The organism is Bradyrhizobium sp. CCBAU 53338, from assembly GCF_015291665.1.
GTDB lineage: Bacteria > Pseudomonadota > Alphaproteobacteria > Rhizobiales > Xanthobacteraceae > Bradyrhizobium.
The window spans coordinates 2,589,620-2,607,077 of sequence record NZ_CP030048.1 but is presented as its reverse complement, the minus strand read 5'-3'; the positions used below and the strand labels follow the sequence as shown (position 1 = coordinate 2,607,077).

The 17,458-nt window shown below is 64.7% G+C and carries 16 protein-coding genes; 6 read left to right on the top strand and 10 right to left on the bottom strand.

Features of this window, described 5'->3' with window-relative positions; all coding sequences use genetic code 11:
• Window position 1 precedes the first annotated feature (1 nt).
• From XH90_RS12255 to rfaD, 4 genes are all read right to left on the bottom strand, one after another.
• Window positions 2–1,915 (bottom strand): SDR family NAD(P)-dependent oxidoreductase, encoded by a 1,914-nt coding sequence (locus XH90_RS12255; RefSeq protein ID WP_194481717.1) that lies wholly within the window; start codon window positions 1,913–1,915, stop codon window positions 2–4.
• 81 nt (window positions 1,916–1,996) lie between these two features.
• Window positions 1,997–3,295: an O-antigen ligase gene (locus XH90_RS12250; RefSeq protein ID WP_246755781.1), complete on the bottom strand. Its 1,299-nt coding sequence runs from the start codon at window positions 3,293–3,295 to the stop codon at window positions 1,997–1,999.
• Complete coding sequence (rfaE1, locus tag XH90_RS12245; protein ID WP_194481716.1) at window positions 3,292–4,776, bottom strand: D-glycero-beta-D-manno-heptose-7-phosphate kinase; 1,485 nt, start codon at window positions 4,774–4,776, stop codon at window positions 3,292–3,294. The genes XH90_RS12250 and rfaE1 overlap by 4 nt, the downstream gene beginning before the upstream one ends.
• 12 nt (window positions 4,777–4,788) lie before the next feature.
• Window positions 4,789–5,769: an ADP-glyceromanno-heptose 6-epimerase gene (gene rfaD, locus XH90_RS12240; protein ID WP_194481715.1), complete on the bottom strand. Its 981-nt coding sequence runs from the start codon at window positions 5,767–5,769 to the stop codon at window positions 4,789–4,791.
• A 173-nt stretch (window positions 5,770–5,942) separates the two neighbouring features.
• On the opposite strand from rfaD, the gene waaF reads away from it, so the two are divergent.
• Window positions 5,943–7,028, top strand: coding sequence for a lipopolysaccharide heptosyltransferase II (waaF, locus tag XH90_RS12235; protein WP_194481714.1), 1,086 nt, complete (start codon window positions 5,943–5,945; stop codon window positions 7,026–7,028).
• Between the two features lie 16 nt (window positions 7,029–7,044).
• Here the strand turns inward: waaF and XH90_RS12230 are convergent, their stop codons facing one another.
• Window positions 7,045–7,215, bottom strand: coding sequence for a hypothetical protein (locus XH90_RS12230; protein WP_194481713.1), 171 nt, complete (start codon window positions 7,213–7,215; stop codon window positions 7,045–7,047).
• A 320-nt stretch (window positions 7,216–7,535) separates the two neighbouring features.
• The gene (locus XH90_RS12225) at window positions 7,536–8,573 is read right to left on the bottom strand and encodes a glycosyltransferase family 4 protein (RefSeq protein ID WP_194481712.1); all 1,038 of its coding nucleotides are present in this window, start codon (window positions 8,571–8,573) and stop codon (window positions 7,536–7,538) included.
• A 126-nt stretch (window positions 8,574–8,699) separates the two neighbouring features.
• On the opposite strand from XH90_RS12225, the gene galE reads away from it, so the two are divergent.
• The 3 genes from galE to XH90_RS12210 all read left to right on the top strand — a co-directional run bounded on the left by galE (window position 8,700) and on the right by XH90_RS12210 (window position 12,371).
• Complete coding sequence (galE, locus tag XH90_RS12220) at window positions 8,700–9,713, top strand: UDP-glucose 4-epimerase GalE (protein ID WP_194481711.1); 1,014 nt, start codon at window positions 8,700–8,702, stop codon at window positions 9,711–9,713.
• Window positions 9,714–9,830: 117 nt separating this feature from the next.
• Window positions 9,831–11,633 carry an ABC transporter ATP-binding protein gene (locus tag XH90_RS12215; protein ID WP_194481710.1) on the top strand — a complete coding sequence of 601 codons (1,803 nt, stop codon included), beginning with the start codon at window positions 9,831–9,833 and terminating at the stop codon, window positions 11,631–11,633.
• 36 nt (window positions 11,634–11,669) lie between these two features.
• The gene (locus XH90_RS12210; protein WP_028159809.1) at window positions 11,670–12,371 is read left to right on the top strand and encodes a fumarylacetoacetate hydrolase family protein; all 702 of its coding nucleotides are present in this window, start codon (window positions 11,670–11,672) and stop codon (window positions 12,369–12,371) included.
• 75 nt (window positions 12,372–12,446) lie between these two features.
• Here the strand turns inward: XH90_RS12210 and XH90_RS12205 are convergent, their stop codons facing one another.
• The 4 genes from XH90_RS12205 to XH90_RS12190 all read right to left on the bottom strand — a co-directional run bounded on the left by XH90_RS12205 (window position 12,447) and on the right by XH90_RS12190 (window position 15,242).
• The gene (locus XH90_RS12205; RefSeq protein WP_194481709.1) at window positions 12,447–12,905 is read right to left on the bottom strand and encodes a nuclear transport factor 2 family protein; all 459 of its coding nucleotides are present in this window, start codon (window positions 12,903–12,905) and stop codon (window positions 12,447–12,449) included.
• Window positions 12,906–12,939: 34 nt separating this feature from the next.
• Window positions 12,940–13,869 carry an aspartyl/asparaginyl beta-hydroxylase domain-containing protein gene (locus XH90_RS12200; RefSeq protein ID WP_194481708.1) on the bottom strand — a complete coding sequence of 310 codons (930 nt, stop codon included), beginning with the start codon at window positions 13,867–13,869 and terminating at the stop codon, window positions 12,940–12,942.
• 141 nt (window positions 13,870–14,010) lie between these two features.
• The gene (locus XH90_RS12195; protein ID WP_014493894.1) at window positions 14,011–14,166 is read right to left on the bottom strand and encodes a hypothetical protein; all 156 of its coding nucleotides are present in this window, start codon (window positions 14,164–14,166) and stop codon (window positions 14,011–14,013) included.
• 152 nt (window positions 14,167–14,318) lie between these two features.
• Window positions 14,319–15,242 (bottom strand): LysR family transcriptional regulator, encoded by a 924-nt coding sequence (locus XH90_RS12190; protein ID WP_194481707.1) that lies wholly within the window; start codon window positions 15,240–15,242, stop codon window positions 14,319–14,321.
• Between the two features lie 201 nt (window positions 15,243–15,443).
• Here XH90_RS12190 and XH90_RS12185 point away from each other — a divergent pair, with 201 nt between their 5' ends.
• Both XH90_RS12185 and XH90_RS12180 read left to right on the top strand, forming a co-directional pair.
• The gene (locus XH90_RS12185; protein WP_194481706.1) at window positions 15,444–16,154 is read left to right on the top strand and encodes an SDR family NAD(P)-dependent oxidoreductase; all 711 of its coding nucleotides are present in this window, start codon (window positions 15,444–15,446) and stop codon (window positions 16,152–16,154) included.
• A gap of 60 nt (window positions 16,155–16,214) precedes the next feature.
• Entirely contained in the window at window positions 16,215–17,444 is a 1,230-nt protein-coding gene (locus tag XH90_RS12180) for a YbfB/YjiJ family MFS transporter (RefSeq protein WP_194481705.1), read from the top strand.
• Window positions 17,445–17,458: the final 14 nt, after the last annotated feature.

Sequence of the window (17,458 nt, the reverse complement as noted above, 5' to 3'; positions counted from 1 at the left end):
GTCAGGCCGCGGTCGACCCGAATTCGGGGACCGCATCCTTCAGGATGGTGCTGATGGTGGCCCGATCGTCACGCGCGATCGCCTGGTCGAGCGCCGCGATCCATTTGCGCAGGGTCTGCATCGGCGGCTCGTTCGGCTGCGCGGCCATGATGCCGGCAACGCCGATCTCGCGGGTCGGCTCTTCGGAGGCGAACAGGATTTCGTTCAGGCGCTCGCCCGGTCGCATCCCCGTGAACACGATCTCGATGTCGTAGCCGGGCTGAAGACCCGAGAGGCGGATCATGCGCTCGGCGAGATCGACGATCTTCACCGGCTGGCCCATGTTGAGCACATATACGGAAACGTCGGGACGCTGTGTTCCGAGCGCATGCGTAGCCGCCGTGATCACGAGATCGCAGGCCTCGCGAATGGTCATGAAATAGCGGACCATGTCGGGATGCGTGACGGTCACCGGGCCGCCGGCTTCGATCTGGGCCTTGAATTTCGGCACCACCGAGCCGTTCGAGGCCAGCACATTGCCGAACCGGACCGAGATCAGCCGCATCGGCGGCTTGGTGCCGGTGCCACCCGCCGCAAGATCGTGGTCGAGCGCCTGGCAGTACATCTCGGCGAAACGCTTGGTCAGGCCCAGCATCGACACCGGCTCGATCGCCTTGTCGGTCGAGATCATGACCATGGCTTCGGCGCCGGCGGCCAGCGCCGCATCGGCGACGTTGATCGAGCCGAAGATGTTGGTCTTGACGCCTTCGCTCCAGTCGCGCTCGAGGATCGGCACGTGCTTGAGGGCTGCCGCGTGGAACACGATGTCAGGCCTGAACTCGGCCATCAGGCGCATGACGCGCTCGCGGTCGCGGATGTCGGCGATCCGGCCCTCGATCGCCGCCCCGGTGTCCTGCGCGGCGAGCGCCTCGGTGATCGCGTAGAGCGCCGGCTCTGAATTCTCCACGATCAGCAGGCGCGCGGCGCCAAAGGCGACGATACGCTCGCAGATCTCCGAGCCGATCGAACCGCCGCCGCCGGTGACGATCACCGCCTTGCCCTTGATGAGGGCCTCCAGCCGCGCATAGTCGATCTTTTCGCTGGGCCGCAGCAGCAAGTCCTCGACCGCGACGGCCGTGAGCCGCGGGGTGTCGCCGCTCTCCAGCGAGGGCATGCGGTTGACGATCACACCCAGCCTGCGCGCCCGCATCAGGATCGATTCCGGGTGGGCCTCCGGTTCGAACGCGGACGGCGTCATCACCACGCGGGTGATCGCCTTGCCGCGCTTGGCGAAATCGGCGACGACGTCCTCGATGTCGTCGATGCCGCCCAGCACCGGCAAGTTGCGGATCAACTGGCCGCGATCGGAGCTCGACGGCGACAGCAGGCCGACCGGCCAGATCCGCTTGATCGATCCGCTCTCGATGCCGCGCAAGAGCACCTCGGCATCCGCGGCGCGGCCGATCAGTAGCGTCGGGGCTGCGTCCTCGCTGCGGGCATGGCGCCGCACTCGCGTATAGCGGAAGTAGCGATAGGCCATGCGCAGGGCGCTGAGCGCGAAGATCTCGAGGAACCAGTAGAGGACGATGGTGACCTTGCCGAGGAAGAAGGCGCCGCGAACGTTGGGGGCGACGAAGATGTAGTCCAGCGCCAGCAGCGCAACCGTCAGCACGCTCGCGACGCGGATGATGTTCATCGCGTCCGGCAGCGAGATGAAGCGCCATTTCGTTGTGGTCAGGTTGAAGACGAAGAACACGACCACGCTGAAGGCGAGAAAGTACGGCAGAATCTCGAAGAGCAGCGGCAGGCGGTCGTAGAAGCTGTCGCCACCCTCAAAACGCAGATAGAACGCCGCGAACAGCGCCGCCGTCGTCGCCAACAGGTCGTGGAGCGCGATCATGAAATTGCGCAAAGTGAGATGCGAAAGACGCGTCATCCGCCGACCAATGAATATCCCGATAGTTGCAACCTTACCGCGCTGATAGCCCATCTCGACAGGACTTGCCAGCCGCGCAGCTCAGGAACCCGCTTGCCCAACATTCGCCTCGGCCTGTCGTCTCCGGATCACCATGCCGCCGGCAACGCCGACGCCGAGAACGTACATCCAGCCCTCGTGGAAATCGAACAGATGGGAGTTGAACAGCGATGTGAAGACGTTTTGCACGACTACCAGAAGGCCGACCCACCTGGCAAACCCCTCGCCACTAAATAGCTGAAAATGAAAGATCCAGATCGCGTAGAGAACCCCGATGCCGATGGCACCCCACTGGATGGCGACATGCAGCGTTTGGTTATGCGGGTTCGGAAAGACCCTGACGCCCGGAACCCATGAACGCTCCTTTGCAGCTCTCTCGAACAGCCCTTGCGTGGAGCCGGTACCGTGCCCCACGAGCGGAGCCTGAACGAAAAACTGCACGGCATGCCGCCAATATTCGAGGCGCTCGCCCATCGAGGTCGGCACGTTCTCCTGCATATAGAGACGGTAGTCGCGCGAAAACGTGTCGGCCGTCTTACGCAATTGCGGCGAGGCTTGCCAAGCAAGCACGGCAAAGACAATCATAGCTGCAGAAATCATGGCGACGCTGCGCCACCTCAAATGAAGCAGCGCGAACACAGCGAGCATGATCGGCACTGTGACCAGCGCGGTGCGCGACACCACCACGAAGGTCATGTTGACCAGAAAGCTCAGCGGGAGCGCCATCAACAGAACCGCGAGCCAGTAGCGCTTCTCGCGCAATAACATCATCACGGGATAGGCGAGCGCAACCGCGCACAGCGTGAATTCCTGGCTCTGGTCGATATAGTTCTTGACGAAGATGCCACGCTCGAGGGGATCATAGGGCCTCAGGGAGAGGCTCGGATAAAAAGCGACAAGCCATGACATCACCGAGAGCAGCGCGCAGGACACCAGGAATGCGACGAATATCCAGTGTCCGCGCGGCGAGCGCTCGAAATGATAGAGCAGCACCGGCAGCACGAGCAGCTTGACGGTCGGGCCGACCGCATAGAGGCGCGCGCCCCAGGCTGCGTCCGACCAAAGCGTTCCTACCAGCGCGAGCACGAACAGCGCGATCGGTGCCGCGCAGATTGGACGCGTCAGCGATTGCTGGAATGCCCTGATGTCGAGGAACGGCACCATGCAGACCAGGAACGCGGCATTGAAGATGGCCGTGAGCGACGTCGACCATGGCAACGAGGCCGCGGTCAGGATCGCGAATAGATCGACGGTCTCGCTCCAGGCCGCAGGGCTCCGGAAACGCCGCCACAGCATCTGGACGGTCGTCTCCCGGGCGAGCACCGTCGCTTGGTCCGTCACTTGGAGCCTCCGCGCGCACGATGGACCAGCGCTGTCGTGCTGAAGCCCTTGAGGATGTCGACCAACACGACCACTCCCCCCGCAGCCTCGACCACCTCGTGGCCGACGACCTGCTCGCGGGTGTAATCGCCGCCCTTCACCAGCACGCTCGGCGTGATCCGCGTGATCAGGTTGATCGGCGTATCCTCCTCGAAGATGACGACGAGATCGACCGCCTCGAGCGCGGCCAGCACTTCAGCCCGCGCGCGCTCGTCCTGGACCGGACGGTCCGCGCCCTTCAGCCGCCGCACCGAGGCGTCGCTGTTCAGGCCGACGATCAGGCGGTCGCAGGCGGCGCGCGCCGCGGTCAGCACCTTGACGTGGCCGGGATGCAGGATGTCGAAGCAGCCGTTGGTGAAGCCGACGCGCAGCCCTTCCCGCTTCCATTCGGCGAGCCGGGCATCGAGCGCGCCAAGCACGCTCAGGACCTTCTCCTCGGCCGCGAGGGTGGCGTGCGGCAGGATCTTTCGGCGCAGCTCGGCGGTGCTCACGCTGGCCGTGCCCTGCTTGCCGACGGCGACGGCGGCCGCAGCACTCGCCATCCGCAGCGCCGTGTCCCAATCCGAGCCCGCCGCAATCGAGACCGCGAGCGCGGCAGCGACGGTGTCGCCGGCGCCGGAGACGTCGCGCACCTTCACCGGGAAAGCCGGAACATGCACGGCCTCGCCCTGGCGCGGCACCAGCGTCATGCCGTGCTCGCCCTGCGTCACCAGGATCGCCTCGCAATCGGCGAGCCGCATCACGTCCTCGCTGGCATCGACGATGCTCTGCACCGTGTCGGCGCGGCTGCGGGTGGCTTCCGCGAATTCCTTGCGGTTGGGCGTCAGCAGCGTGGCGCCGCGATAGATCGCCCAGTTCAGGCTCTTGGGATCGACGATCACGCGTTTGCCGAGCTTGCGTGCGGTATCAATGGTGTGGCGGATCACGCGCGCCGTCAGCACGCCCTTGGCGTAGTCGGACAGCAGCACGACATCGGCGCGCGCGATCTGCGGCAGGATCGCCTCGATCAGCTTCGTTTCGACCTCGTCGGAGGCCGCGACCGCCTGCTCCCAGTCCGCGCGCAGCATATGCGTGGAGAAATGTTCGGAGACGAAGCGGACTTTTCGCGTCGTAGGGCGCGTGGGGTCGCACACCAGCGCGCTCTCGATGCCGTCGTGGTTTGCCAGCGCCGCCTTGAGCCGCGCGCCCGCATCGTCCTCGCCGACGAGGCCGACGAAGACGCAGCGCGCGCCGAGGGAGGCGATATTGCGCGCGACGTTGCCGGCGCCGCCGATATGGATCTCGCTGCGTTGGGCCGCGATAACGGGGGTCGGCGCTTCGGGCGAGATCCGCGACACCTCGCCGTAGACGAACTCGTCCAGCATGATGTCGCCGATGCAGAGCACCGTGCGGCCGGAGATGGCTTGCGCGAGGGCATCGAAATCGAGAATGGGCGTCGGCATGATCTTGTGGCCTTAGCGGAAGCGATCGGGCCGGTCGAGATAATCCCCGACATACGCCTTCACCGCGTCCTCGAGCGTCGTGAAGCCGCCGTTATAGCCGGCACGGTGGAGACGATCGACCTTGCTCTCGGTGAAATACTGGTAGCTGCCGCGGATCTGCTCGGGCATGTCGATGTATTCGATATTTGGCTTTGCATCGAGCGCGGCATAGGCCGCCAGCATCAGCTCGCGGAAGCTTCGCGCCTTGCCGGTGCCGACATTGAACAGGCCGGAGACGGGCGGCGTCGCCAGGAGCCACATGATCACGCGCACGACGTCGTCGACATAGATGAAATCGCGGCGCTGATCGCCGTCGGCGATGCCGTCGCGATGCGACTTGAACAGCTGCACGACCCGGCCGGCTTTCACGTCGTCGAAGCGGCGCGCCAGCACGCTCATCATCGTGCCCTTGTGGTATTCGTTTGGGCCGAACACGTTGAAGAATTTCAGGCCGGCCCATTGCGGCGGCAGCCTCTCGCCGCGCGCGACGCGCTCGGCGACCGCGAGATCGAACAGCTGCTTGCTCCAGCCGTAGAGATTCATCGGCCGCAGCTTGTTCAGCGCCGACAGCGAGGCGTCATCGTCAAAGCCTTCCGCGCCGTCGCCATAGGTCGCAGCCGAGGACGCGTAGATCAGCGGCACCGCGTTCGCCGTGCACCAGTCGAGCAGGCGCATCGAGAAGCGGAAATTGGTCTCGATCACGAGGTCGCCGTCGGTCGCGGTGGTCTCGGAAATCGCCCCGAGATGGATCACGGCATCCAGTTTGCGGCCCTTCAGCCAGTCGGCCAGCTCGGCCGGGGGCACGATATCCACAAGCTGCCGCTTGGCGAGATTGCGCCATTTGCCGTCGCTGCCGAGCAGGTCGCAGACCACGACGTCGCTGCGGCCGGCCTCGTTCAGCGCAGCCACGACATTCGATCCGATAAAACCGGCCCCGCCGGTCACCAGCAACATTCCAAATACCCTGCCCGATTTTTGCGGCCCGATACCTGCCGTAGCGCATCGTCCGTCAAAGTGTAAGCATTTTGGGCCGACGCCATTGGACTCGCGCCTGTGCCGGCTTTACCTGCCGACCCGGAGCGGCTAACCGAACCGCCAGATCAGAGCGTTTGCGGCCCTATTAACGAATGAACCAAGATTCGCAATTTGATGGGAGTGAGGATCGGAGCGACACACGCCCGATCCTGATCGTCCCCTATATGTGGATCGGCGATTTCGTCCGGAATCACACCGTTGTCCGGGTCCTGAAAGAGCGCTGGCCGAATCGGCCGGTCGATCTCCTGACCACATCCCTCTGCGCCCCCCTGGTCGATTACATGCCCGGCGTACGGGAAGGCATCGTCTGGGACCTGCCCCGCGGCCGTCTCGCCGTAGGCCGCCAGCTTGGCCTCGCAAAGCTGCTGCGCGAACGGAACTACGGCACGGCCCTGGTGCTGCCCCGGACCTGGAAGGCCGCCATTGCGCCGGCGCTGGCCGGCATCCCCGAGAGGGTCGGTTTCGTCGGCGAGTTCCGGTTCGGCCTGCTCAACCGCTGGCGCTGGGGCGAGAAAAAGCTGCCCCGCTTCATCGACAAGAACGCTGCGCTCGCCCAGCCCGACGGTGCCCCCTTGCCGCCGGAATGGCCGGTGCCGCAATTGCGGGTTCAGCCTGAGGAGATCGCCCGCTGGCGCCAGGCCAATGGCCTCAGTGCCGGCGCCGCCGTGGCGCTCGCTCCCGGTTCGGTCGGGGTGTCGAAACGCTGGACCTACTATCCCGAGGCTGCCCGCCTGCTGGTCGAACGTGGACTCGAGGTCTGGGTCGTCGGCGGCCCTGCCGAAAAGGGCCTCGCCCAGGAGATCGTCGCAGCCGGCGGCCCGGGGACCGCTGGCGGCCCGGGAGTACGGGATCTCACCGGCAACGATTTGCGCAACGGTGTCCTCGCCATGGCCGCCGCGGGCGTCGCGATCTCGAACGATTCCGGCCTGATGCATATCGCCGCCGCTTTGGGCACGCCCACCATGGGCATCTTCGGCCCGACCAGCCCCTATCTCTGGGCCCCCCTCAACGGCCTCGCCGCGACCGTGGTCCAGGACAAGAGCGTTCTCGCGTGCCAACCGTGCCAGAGCACGATCTGCAGGATGAACGACCACAGGTGCATGCGGGACATCGCGGCGAGCGACGTGGTGGCGATTGCGGAAAGGGTGCTGGGTGAGGTTGGGAGGCGGGTGCGCTAACTAGGGCGCGGACTCATCAGATCACAGCCAAGGCCTGACCGGCGAGATTCACACTGACACAGCACAGAGCCGCCAATTCTGCCTGCGAGCGCCCCATCGACTCGATCGCGAAATGCAGGACGTCGACCGGATCACCGCGCGTGATTGCGTAGTGATTGTCTTCGTACGCCTTGATGAGCGACGACAAACTTCGAAGCGATCACCGTCGGGCGTGCCAGGAGCAGGCTCGACCTCGAAATAGCGGGATACTTCGCGGATCGCCCAATCGTAATCCTGTTCATTGCGGAGAGGCCTTACGTCCATCATCACACGGTCTCCGCGTCTATTCCGTCATACTCTTCGACTTTCGGGTGACATCATACGGGTGTTTTGCCCGACAAGTCAAACAAAATTCGTAAAATCCGCAAAACTTCGCGCCATCGCCCAAGCTATTGATTCCGCCAGCACTGGCTACTGTGCATGGGGTTGTTTTCGATACTTTTGTCCGCGACCACGAAAAGCGACGGCTCACAGCAGCGGCCGATAGACCTCGCCGATTTGCGCAGCCTCGGCATCGAGGCTGAACCTTGCGAGCACGCGCTCACGTCCCCGCTCGCCCATCGCGGTCGCGGCAGCGACGTCCCGCATCAGCGGCTCGACCGCTGCGGCGAGCGCGTCAGCGTCACCCGTCGGGATCAGCACGCCGCTCACGCCATCCTCGACCACGAGCTCGGCAGCACCGGCACGTGCGGCGACGAGCGCACTGCCAGCTGCCATCGCCTCGATCAGCGTCAGGCCAAAACCTTCGTTGCGCGAAGTGAAGGCGTAGATCGTCAACCGCTGATACCAGCGCTGCACCTGTTCGATCGGGAGCTCGCCGGTGACGACGATGCGCGATTGCAGATTGGCTGCTTCGATGCGTTTCTTCAGCTCGTTCGCGAAGGGTGTCTGCTCGGCCGTGACCTGACCAACGATGACCGCCGTGAAGTCTGGATAGCGCGGCAGCAGGCGGCACATCGCATCGACGAACACGTCGGTGCCCTTCTGTGCGCGCACGCGACCGAAGCAGCCGATCGCGTAACGGCCCGGCAGCGCGGCTTCCGCGAAGGCCGCGGCGCGATCATGCGGTGGCGCGTAGACGTCGGTGTCGACTCCGTGCGGGATCACCGTCGCCTTCACCTTCAGGAACGAGGCCGAGATGTCCGACGTCGCGATGATCGCGTCCATGCGCCGGATCAGCCAGCGCGTGATCCAGCTGTGATGCCGCTGCGCCGCCGAGGTGAATACCAGCTTGAGCGGCCAGCCGAGCGCGCGCAGCAACACCCCTGCGATCATCTCGTTGTTGCGCCGCGCATGCCAGATCAGCGGTGTCCCGCGACGCCATAGTTTCAGGACATCTGCGACGCGGAGGCGCGCGATCCCCTCCGGCGCGTCGGTGCCGAACCATGCGGCGCGATAGAGCTTGGCCAGCCGCGGCGCCACCATCCGGTTGGTCGCAGTGACCCCGGAATAGCGCCTGTGCAGATTTGGCACGATCACATCGAGATCGCCGGGGGGATTCGCCACGTTATGCTCCGTTTGGTGCGTCCCCTATACGCAACATTAAGCATAGTGACCAGTTCAGGGCTGCCGATACCCCCTCTTCACCACGCAAACGTTAGCTTGGCGCGTTGATCGAAGACGGGTGAGATCATGACTGTGCTAGTCACCGGCGGCGCCGGCTATATCGGAAGTCACACGGTTCTGGCGCTGGCGGAAGCCGGCGAGGACGTCGTCGTGATCGACGATCTCTCCACCGGGTTCTCGGCCTATCTGCCTGAGGGCGTGCCGCTGTTCATCGGCGATGCCGGCGACGAGAACCTGCTCGAGGGCGTGATCGCCCAGCACGACATCGAAAGCATCGTTCATTTCGCGGGCTCGGTGGTCGTGCCGGATTCGATGCGCGATCCGCTCGGCTACTACCGCAACAATTTCACGACCGCTCGCAATTTGCTCAACGTCGCAGTCAAGCGCGGCATCAACCGTTTCATCTTCTCATCGACCGCCGCCGTCTACGGCAATCCGGATCAGGTGCCGGTGCCCGAGCACGCGCCGACGCGGCCGCTGTCGCCGTACGGTTCGTCGAAGCTGATGACCGAGATCATGCTGCACGACGTCGCCGCCGCCTACGGCATGCAGTACGTGACCTTGCGCTACTTCAACGTCGCCGGCGCCGATCCGCAGGCGCGCATCGGGCTTGCCACCGTCGGCGCGACGCATCTGCTCAAGATCGCGGTGGAAGCCGCGACCGGCCAGCGCGCCAAGATCGACGTGTTCGGCACCGACTATCCGACCCAGGACGGCAGCTGCATCCGCGACTTCATCCACGTCACGGACCTGTCGCAGGCGCATCGCTCCGCCCTCGCTTACCTGCGCAACGGCGGCGCCTCGACGACGCTGAACTGCGGCTATGGCCGCGGCTATTCGGTGCTGGAAACCATCGACGCGGTGCGCCGGGTCTCGGGCCGCAGCTTCGCGGTGCAATACGCCCCGCGCCGGCCCGGCGACATCATGACCATGGTCGCCGACACCAGCCGCATCCGCGGCCTGCTCGACTGGAGGCCGCAATACGAGGACCTCGAGACCATTGCGGCGCATGCGCTGGCCTGGGAGGACAAGCTGTTCCGCGAGCGCCATGGCGAGTTGCGCCACGCCGTCTCGGCCTAAAATCCGCCCCTGCGCAAGCCCTTAATTGGGCTTGAAAACCGCAGCTTTAGCGGGCACAGAGGCCATTCGATCCCTGACGCGCGGGCAGGCTTTTCCTGCGCCGTCAATGGACACCGGATGGCTCAGTTTCCAAAGAAAATCACCGACGATCCCTATGCGGCGATAGCCCTCGTTCGCCGCCTGGTCATGGAACAGGGCGTCGTCTATTGGCGGCGCTACCTCGTGGCCTTTTCGCTGATGGCACTCGCCGCAGGTGCGACCGCGGGCGCGACCTATGTGCTCGGCCAGGTCATCAACCAGGCCTATGTCGACAAGAACATCCCCGGTATCGCGATGTTCTCCGGCATCACGGTGATCCTGCTCTTCATCAAGGGCGTGGCGACCTACGGCCACATGGTGATCCTGACCAAGATCAGCAACGCCATCCTCGCCACCAACCAGCGTCAGCTGTTCGCCAAACTTATGCGCGAGAGCGTCGGCTTCTTCTCCGAGCGGCACTCCTCGGAATTCCTGGCGCGCCTGACGGCCGGCGCGAAATCGATCACCGACGTCCTCAACATGCTTGTCAACGCGATCGGGCGCGACCTGTTGATGCTGCTCGCGATGATCGGCGTGATGGTGTGGCAGGATCCGCTGATGTCGCTGATCGGCCTCGTCGCGGTGCCGCCGGCGATGCTGGTGCTGCGCAAGCTGGTCAAGCGCATCAAGGGCCTCGCCTATAACCAGTTCACCGGCACCGCCGACATTCTCGAGACGATGCAGGAATCGCTGCAAGGCATCCGCACCGTCAAGGCGTTCACGCTCGAAGACACCATGCAGGGCCGCATCGACGAGAACATCGCGATCGTCGAGCGCAACGCCAACAAGATGGCCCGCGTCGCCAACCGCTCCAACCCGCTGATGGAAATGCTCGGCGGCTTCGCGGTCGCCGGCTGCCTGCTCTACGGCGGCTACAGCGTGGTCGCGCTCAACGCCACGCCCGGCGCGTTCTTCTCCTTCATGACCGCGTTCCTGATGGCGACCGAGCCGGCCAAGCGGCTGGCGCGACTCAACATCGATCTCAACAGCCAGCTCGTCGGCGCGCGCATGCTGCTGGAGGTGGTCGACAGCCCCGCGAGCGAGCATTCCGACGACGACAAGCCTGCGCTGAAGCTGTCCGATGCGCGGATCGAGCTGCGCGACGTCAGCTTCTCCTACCGCTCGGGCGAGACCGTGCTCAACCGCATGAGCTTCGTCGCCGAGCCCGGCAAGGTCACCGCGCTGGTCGGGCCGTCCGGCGGCGGCAAGTCGACCGTGCTGGCGCTGCTGCTGCGCTTCTACGAGGTGACGCAGGGCGACATCGTGATCGATGGCCAGTCGATCGGCGCGGTCTCGCGCAAATCGCTGAGGGCGCAGACCGCCTATGTCGGCCAGGACGTCTATCTGTTCCGGGACACCATCCGCAACAACATCGCCTTCGGCAAGCCTGGCGCGAGCGAGAACGAGATCATCGAGGCCGCGGAGGCCGCCTGCGCGCATGATTTCATCATGGGCTTCCCGCTCGGCTACGACACCCCGGTCGGCGAGCACGGCACGCAGCTCTCCGGCGGTCAGCGCCAGCGCATCGCGGTGGCGCGCGCGCTGATCAAGGACGCGCCGATCATCCTGCTGGACGAAGCCACCGCCGCGCTCGATTCCGAGTCCGAGCGGCAGGTGCAGGAGGCGATCGAGCATCTGTGCCGGAACCGTACCACCATCGTGATCGCGCACCGGCTGCACACCATCATGCACGCAGACAGCATTCTCGTGGTCGAAGGCGGTGAGATCGTCGAGCAGGGCCGGCATGACGAGCTCCTGCGCCGCTCCGGCCGCTACGCCTCATTCTTCCGCCTGCAACATCACGACGCCGGCGCTCTGGCGCCGGTCAGCGCAACCGCATAGAGTTCCTTCTCAACCCAAGAGCAGCGAGACCGCTTCATGAACGCCGCCTCCTACGTCATCCCGCTTCCGCCCCAGGCTTCGCTTCCCGTCGTGGGCGAGACCGGCCGTTTTCCGGTGCGCCGCATCTGGTGCGTCGGCCGCAACTATCTCGAGCACATCCGCGAGATGGGCAATGACGAGCGCGCCCCGCCGTTCTTCTTCGCCAAGCACGCCGACATGCTGGTGCCGGATGGCGCCACCATCCCCTACCCGCCGCTGACCAAGGATCTGCATCACGAGGTCGAGTTGATCGTCGCGCTGAAGAGCGGCGGGCTGAACATTCCCGCCGAGAAGGCACTCGACCACGTCTACGGCTACGCCGTCGGCATCGACCTGACCCGCCGCGACCTCCAGATCGCCTCGCGCAAGAAGGAGCGCCCGTGGGAGATCGGCAAGTCGTTCGACGGCTCCGCGCCCGCCTCCGCGGTGCAGCCGGCCTCGAAGATCGGCCATCCCACCAAGGGCAGGATCTGGCTCACGGTCAACGGCAAGGAAGCCCAGACGGGCGACCTCGAGCAGATGATCTGGAACGTGCCGGAGACGATCTGGCAGCTTTCCCAGCAGGTGAAGCTTGCTGCCGGCGACATCATCATGACGGGCACGCCGGCCGGCGTGTCGCAGCTCCAGCCCGGCGACAAGCTCGAATGCGGCGTCGACGGCGTCGGCACGCTAAAGGTGAGCATCGGCCAGCCGGAATAGGCAGCGCAACGACCAAAAATCAAAAGGCCCCGGACGTGTCCGGGGCCTTTGGCGTTTCAAACATGTGATCGCGATCTACCAGGCCTTCACCGGCCGACTGGCATGGCTTGCCTGCGGAACACCGCGATTGAGCGACATGTGCGAATGCACGCACAGCCAGCCATCGCCATTCCTTGAAAAGATCATGGTCGCACGGCCCGGACGCGGAAACATGCTGCCGTCGGGATGATAGCCCGTGCTCGTCCACGGCGCGATCACGGTCGCCATCGCGCCGTCCGGGGACGCCAGGACCGCAGTTTGATCGAGGACGAAGCGGAAGTCGCTCGTATTCGGCCAGACATTGTCCCATTGCGTGGTGACCCATTGGTCGAGCCCAGGGATGACGTCGTTATGCGTGCCGAAGGCAAGGACGTCCGGATGAAAGAGCGGCCTTGCCGAAGCGTAGTCAACCTCGCGAACATAGCCTGAGAAGGTTTCAAGCCAACGGCGGAAGAATTCACCCGTCTTGGTGTCGGCGGTCGGCAACGAAGTCATCGCCTGCTCCAGATACGTCGCAACCGCACGGCAACTACTTCAACGCCGAAAACACGATCAGGCCGAGGATCAGCGCCGTCAGCGAGTACTTCAGCGTGTAGTAGACGTTGCGATTCCACTCCTTGACCTTGCGGCTGCCGAGATGGATCTCGTAGAGCTTGCCGAACACCTTGTTGAGCACGCCGACATTCTCGCCCTCGACGTTCTGGGTCGCGGACGCCTTGACGATGTGATGGCTGACCCAGCGGTTGATCGCGGTCATGAAGCCGAACTTCATCGGGCGTTCGACGTCGCAGAACAGGATGATGCGATTGACGTCGGTCTGGTTCTCGGCGCTGTGGATGAAGGTTTCGTCGAACATGAAGGCCTCGCCGTCGCGCCAGACGCATTCGACGCCGTCGACCAGGATGCGGCACTTGTTCGAGTTCGGCGTGACGAGGCCGAGGTGGTAGCGCAGCGAGCCGGCAAAGGGATCGCGGTGCGCGCCGAGCTTGCCACCGGGAGGCAGCATGGCGAACATCGCGCCGTGCACGCTCGGGATCGACTTGAGCAGTTCCACCGTCTTCGGGCACAGCGTGTTCGCCGAGGGCAGGAAGTCGTCGTACCATTTCAGGTAAAAGCGCTTCCAGCCGCTCTTGAAGAACGAGTAGAAGCCCCAATCGTTATTCTTCGCTGCCGCGCGGATGAAACCTTCGTCGAACAGGCGCACGGCCTCGTCGCGAATGGTCTCCCAGTTCTCGCTGAGTGGCTTCAATTCCGGAAACTGCTCGACCGAGATCACCGGCTTGTTCGGCACCGCCGACCCGGCATACATCAGCACATTGTAGGGCGCGAGATAGGTCGAGTGATCGCCAAGCTGGCGCGCGAAGCGCAGCCGCTGCTTGCCGCGGAAGTGAACGTAAATGGTCGATGCCGCAAGCACATACAAAATGACGAGTTGCGGCGCAAAAAGCTGTTTCAGCATTTCCCCAATCCCAAGTGACCCAGCCGAGGTGTCGTGTAACCCGCGGCGCCCTCACCGGCAAGATATTCACCGGGGGTTGCGGCCACGCTCGGGGGAGTTTGGGGATGGAACCGGGGCGAAAACGGACCGAAACGAACCGAATTACGCCCGGGACAGCGCCTGAAGACCCTTGAAGGTCAGCCGCTTGGGATCGGTGACGCCAGCAAGATAGAGCCGGCGGATAAAGGCGATGACGGCGTCGCGGTCGCAATCGGTCAGCGCGACGACGGCGTCGACCGCGATCTTCTGGGCTTCCATTGGGCTCACCTCGGCCTTGCGAGTAACCCCGGCCGGAACACGCTAGGACTCATCCGTTAATCCCGCGTTAACCGTTCTAAACCATCGCCGATTCAGCCCGGCGGCCGCATACGCAAAACCACGCATTGGCAGTCGCGCTGCGACCGAAATGTCTAGTGCGCCTTGAGGCTCTTCTTGAGCTGCGCAAAGTGCTTCTTCAGCCGGGGCACGGCGAAATCGGTGAAGGCCCGCACCTTGGGCACCGAGAGCCGACCCTGCGGGGCGATCAGATGTGCCGGCATCTCCGGATCCTCGTCGCTCGCCAGCACGATTTCGAGCTCGCCGCGCGCGACCTGCTCGGCGACCTGGTACGAATACATCCGCGCAACGCCGCGCCCTGAAACCGCGGAGGCCACCGCCGCATAGGTGCTGTTGACCGTGAAGCGCGGCGTGAACTGGACCGTTCGCGGCACCGATGAGCCCGCTTGCGGCGCAAAGGTCCACGAATTCGGAAGGTGAGCCATCGCCACGATCTGGTGTTTTGCGAGATCGCCGGGCTCGGTGATGTGCGGATGCTGCTTCAGATAGCGCGGCGCGGCCACCACAACGCGGCTTATCTCTCCGACCCGCATCGCAACCATCGCCGAATCCGCAAGCGGCCCGATGCGCAGCGCGATATCGACGCCCTCCTCGATCAGATTGACCGCGCGGTCGAACAGCAGAAGCCTTGCCGACACCGTCGGATAGGCGTCGAGGAACGCATCGAGGATCGGCCGCAGCACCATCTCGCCCGAGACCACAGGAGCCGTGAGCGTGAGCAGGCCGCGTGGCGCGGTTCGCGGCCCGGCCGCGATGTCGTCGGCCTCTTCCAGCTCGGTCAGCACGCGGCGGCAGACCGCGACGTAGCGTTCGCCATCCTCACTCAGCTTGATCGATCGGGTGGTCCGATGCAGCAACTCGGCGCCGACCCGCTCTTCGAGAAAGGCGATTGCGCGACTGACCGCCGCCGGTGACCGGCCGAGCTTTCGGCCCGCCGCCGCGAGGCTGCCCTCGTCCACCGCAAGGACGAACACCTTCATCGCATCCAGACGATCCATGCCTGCTCGCCACCCTGAAAATCCACCGGCAAACTAAGCGCTCGCGCCAACCGCGACAACTGCCGCCAGGCGCCCGTCCGGCATTCATACGCGCCGCGAAAGAGTGTCTGCCGGACAGCGCGTATTCGCAGCCGGGCTGCCGGGGCGTACCTCAACTCCACGCCAGCCAGCGCTGGCACGGATCAACAACAGGAGCCCGTCATGGGTATCGAACAGAAGGTTGCCATCATCACCGGTGCATCGCAGGGCATCGGCGCCGCTCTGGTCCAGGGTTTTCGCGATCGCAATTATCGCATAGTCGCGACCGCGAGGTCGATCAAGCCGTCGAGCGATGACGACGTTCTCGCCATTGCTGGCGACATCGCCGACCGGAAAACGGCCGAGCGCGTGGTTGCACAGGCGGTCGCACGCTTCGGCCGCGTCGACACGCTGGTCAACAATGCCGGCATCTTCGTCGCAAAACCGTTCACGCAATACACCGCCGAGGACTACGCGGCCGTGATGGGCACCAACGTCGCGGGCTTCTTCAACATCACCCAGCTCGCTATCGCCGAGATGGAGAAGCAGGGGTCTGGCCACATCGTCCAGATCACCACCACGCTGGTCGATCAGGCCAATTCGAACGTGCCCTCGGTGCTGGCCTCGCTGAGCAAGGGTGGATTGAACGCCGCGACCAAGTCGCTCGCAATCGAATATGCCAAGCGCGGCATCCGCGTGAACGCGGTTGCGCCAGGGATCATCAAGTCGCCGATGCATCCGGCGTCGACGCACGCCCAGCTCGGCGCGATGCACCCGGTCGGCCACATGGGCGAGATGTCCGACATCGTCGATGCCGTGCTCTATCTGGAGGGTGCGTCCTTCGTCACTGGCGAGATCCTGCATGTCGATGGTGGCCAGAGCGCCGGCCACTGACCGCGGAGCCGCACTAGCCAGAGAGCATGATCCGCGCGCCGTTCCGCGCAGGAGGACAAGATGACCAACGCAAATACGAAGCAATACTTGGAGGCCCGGCTGCATCAGCAGCCGGGATCAGATTCACAATCAACTTGGCGGTATGCCGTGGCGGGTCTTTCCGCCTCGCTGGTCGGACTTGGCCTCGCGCGCTTCTCCTACACACCGCTGATCCCGGCGCTGATCGCGGCAAAGTGGTTCAGCGCCTCCGACGTCGTCTATCTCGGCGCGGCAAATCTCGCAGGCTATCTCGCCGGCGCACTCGCTGCGCGGGCCGTCGCAGCGCGGATCGGTGCAGTCCGCTCGTTGCGGGCAATGATGCTGCTTGCCACCCTCTCCTTCTTTGCCAGCTCTGCGCCGGTATCCTTCATCTGGTTCTTCGGCTGGCGCTTCCTCTCCGGGCTGACCGGCGGAATCATCATGGTGCTGGCGGCTTCCGTCATTCTGCCTCGCACTTCGCCCGCCCGGCGCGGCATCGTCGGCGGCGTGATCTTTGCCGGCGTTGGCCTCGGCGTTGCGGCATCGGGCACGCTGGTACCGCTACTGCTGCAACAAGGCTTGCAGCAGAGCTGGTATGGGCTCGGCTCGCTCTCGGCCGTGTTGACGCTCACGAACTGGTGGAATTGGCCGGCGGACACCAGGACTGACGCAGCAGCTTCGCATCATGCGAAGCAGCGTCAGACTTCGGCCGCCACCCGTGCGCTGCTGATCCAGTATGGGCTCAACGCAATCGCGCTGGTGCCGCATATGGTCTTCATAGTCGACTTCATCGCACGCGGCCTCGGCCAGGGCATTGCGGCGGGATCGCGCTACTGGGTGCTCTATGGCCTCGGCGCGATCGTCGGACCGCTCGTCACCGGCCATCTCGGCGACCGCTCGGGATTCGGACCAGCGTTGCGCGCGGCCTTTCTGATCGAGGCGGCCGCCGTGCTGCTTCCCACAGTGAGTACCGCCCCGGTGTCGTTGATCGTGTCAAGCGTGGCTGTCGGTGGCTTCACGCCCGGCATCGTGCCGCTAGTGCTTGGACGCATCCACGAACTTGTCCCGCACCCCACCGAGCAGCAGCGCGCGACGTGGAGCCACGCCACCACCAGCTTTGCGCTGTTCCAGGCTGCCGCAGCCTACGGCTTCTCCTGGATCTACGCGAACACCGGCGGCGATTATCTGGTTCTGTTCGGCCTCGGCGGCGCCGCCGTGGTGCTGGCGCTCGCGATCGACCTCGGCCTCGCGCTCACCATGCGGAAGGCGTAACCGCCGGCGGTTGT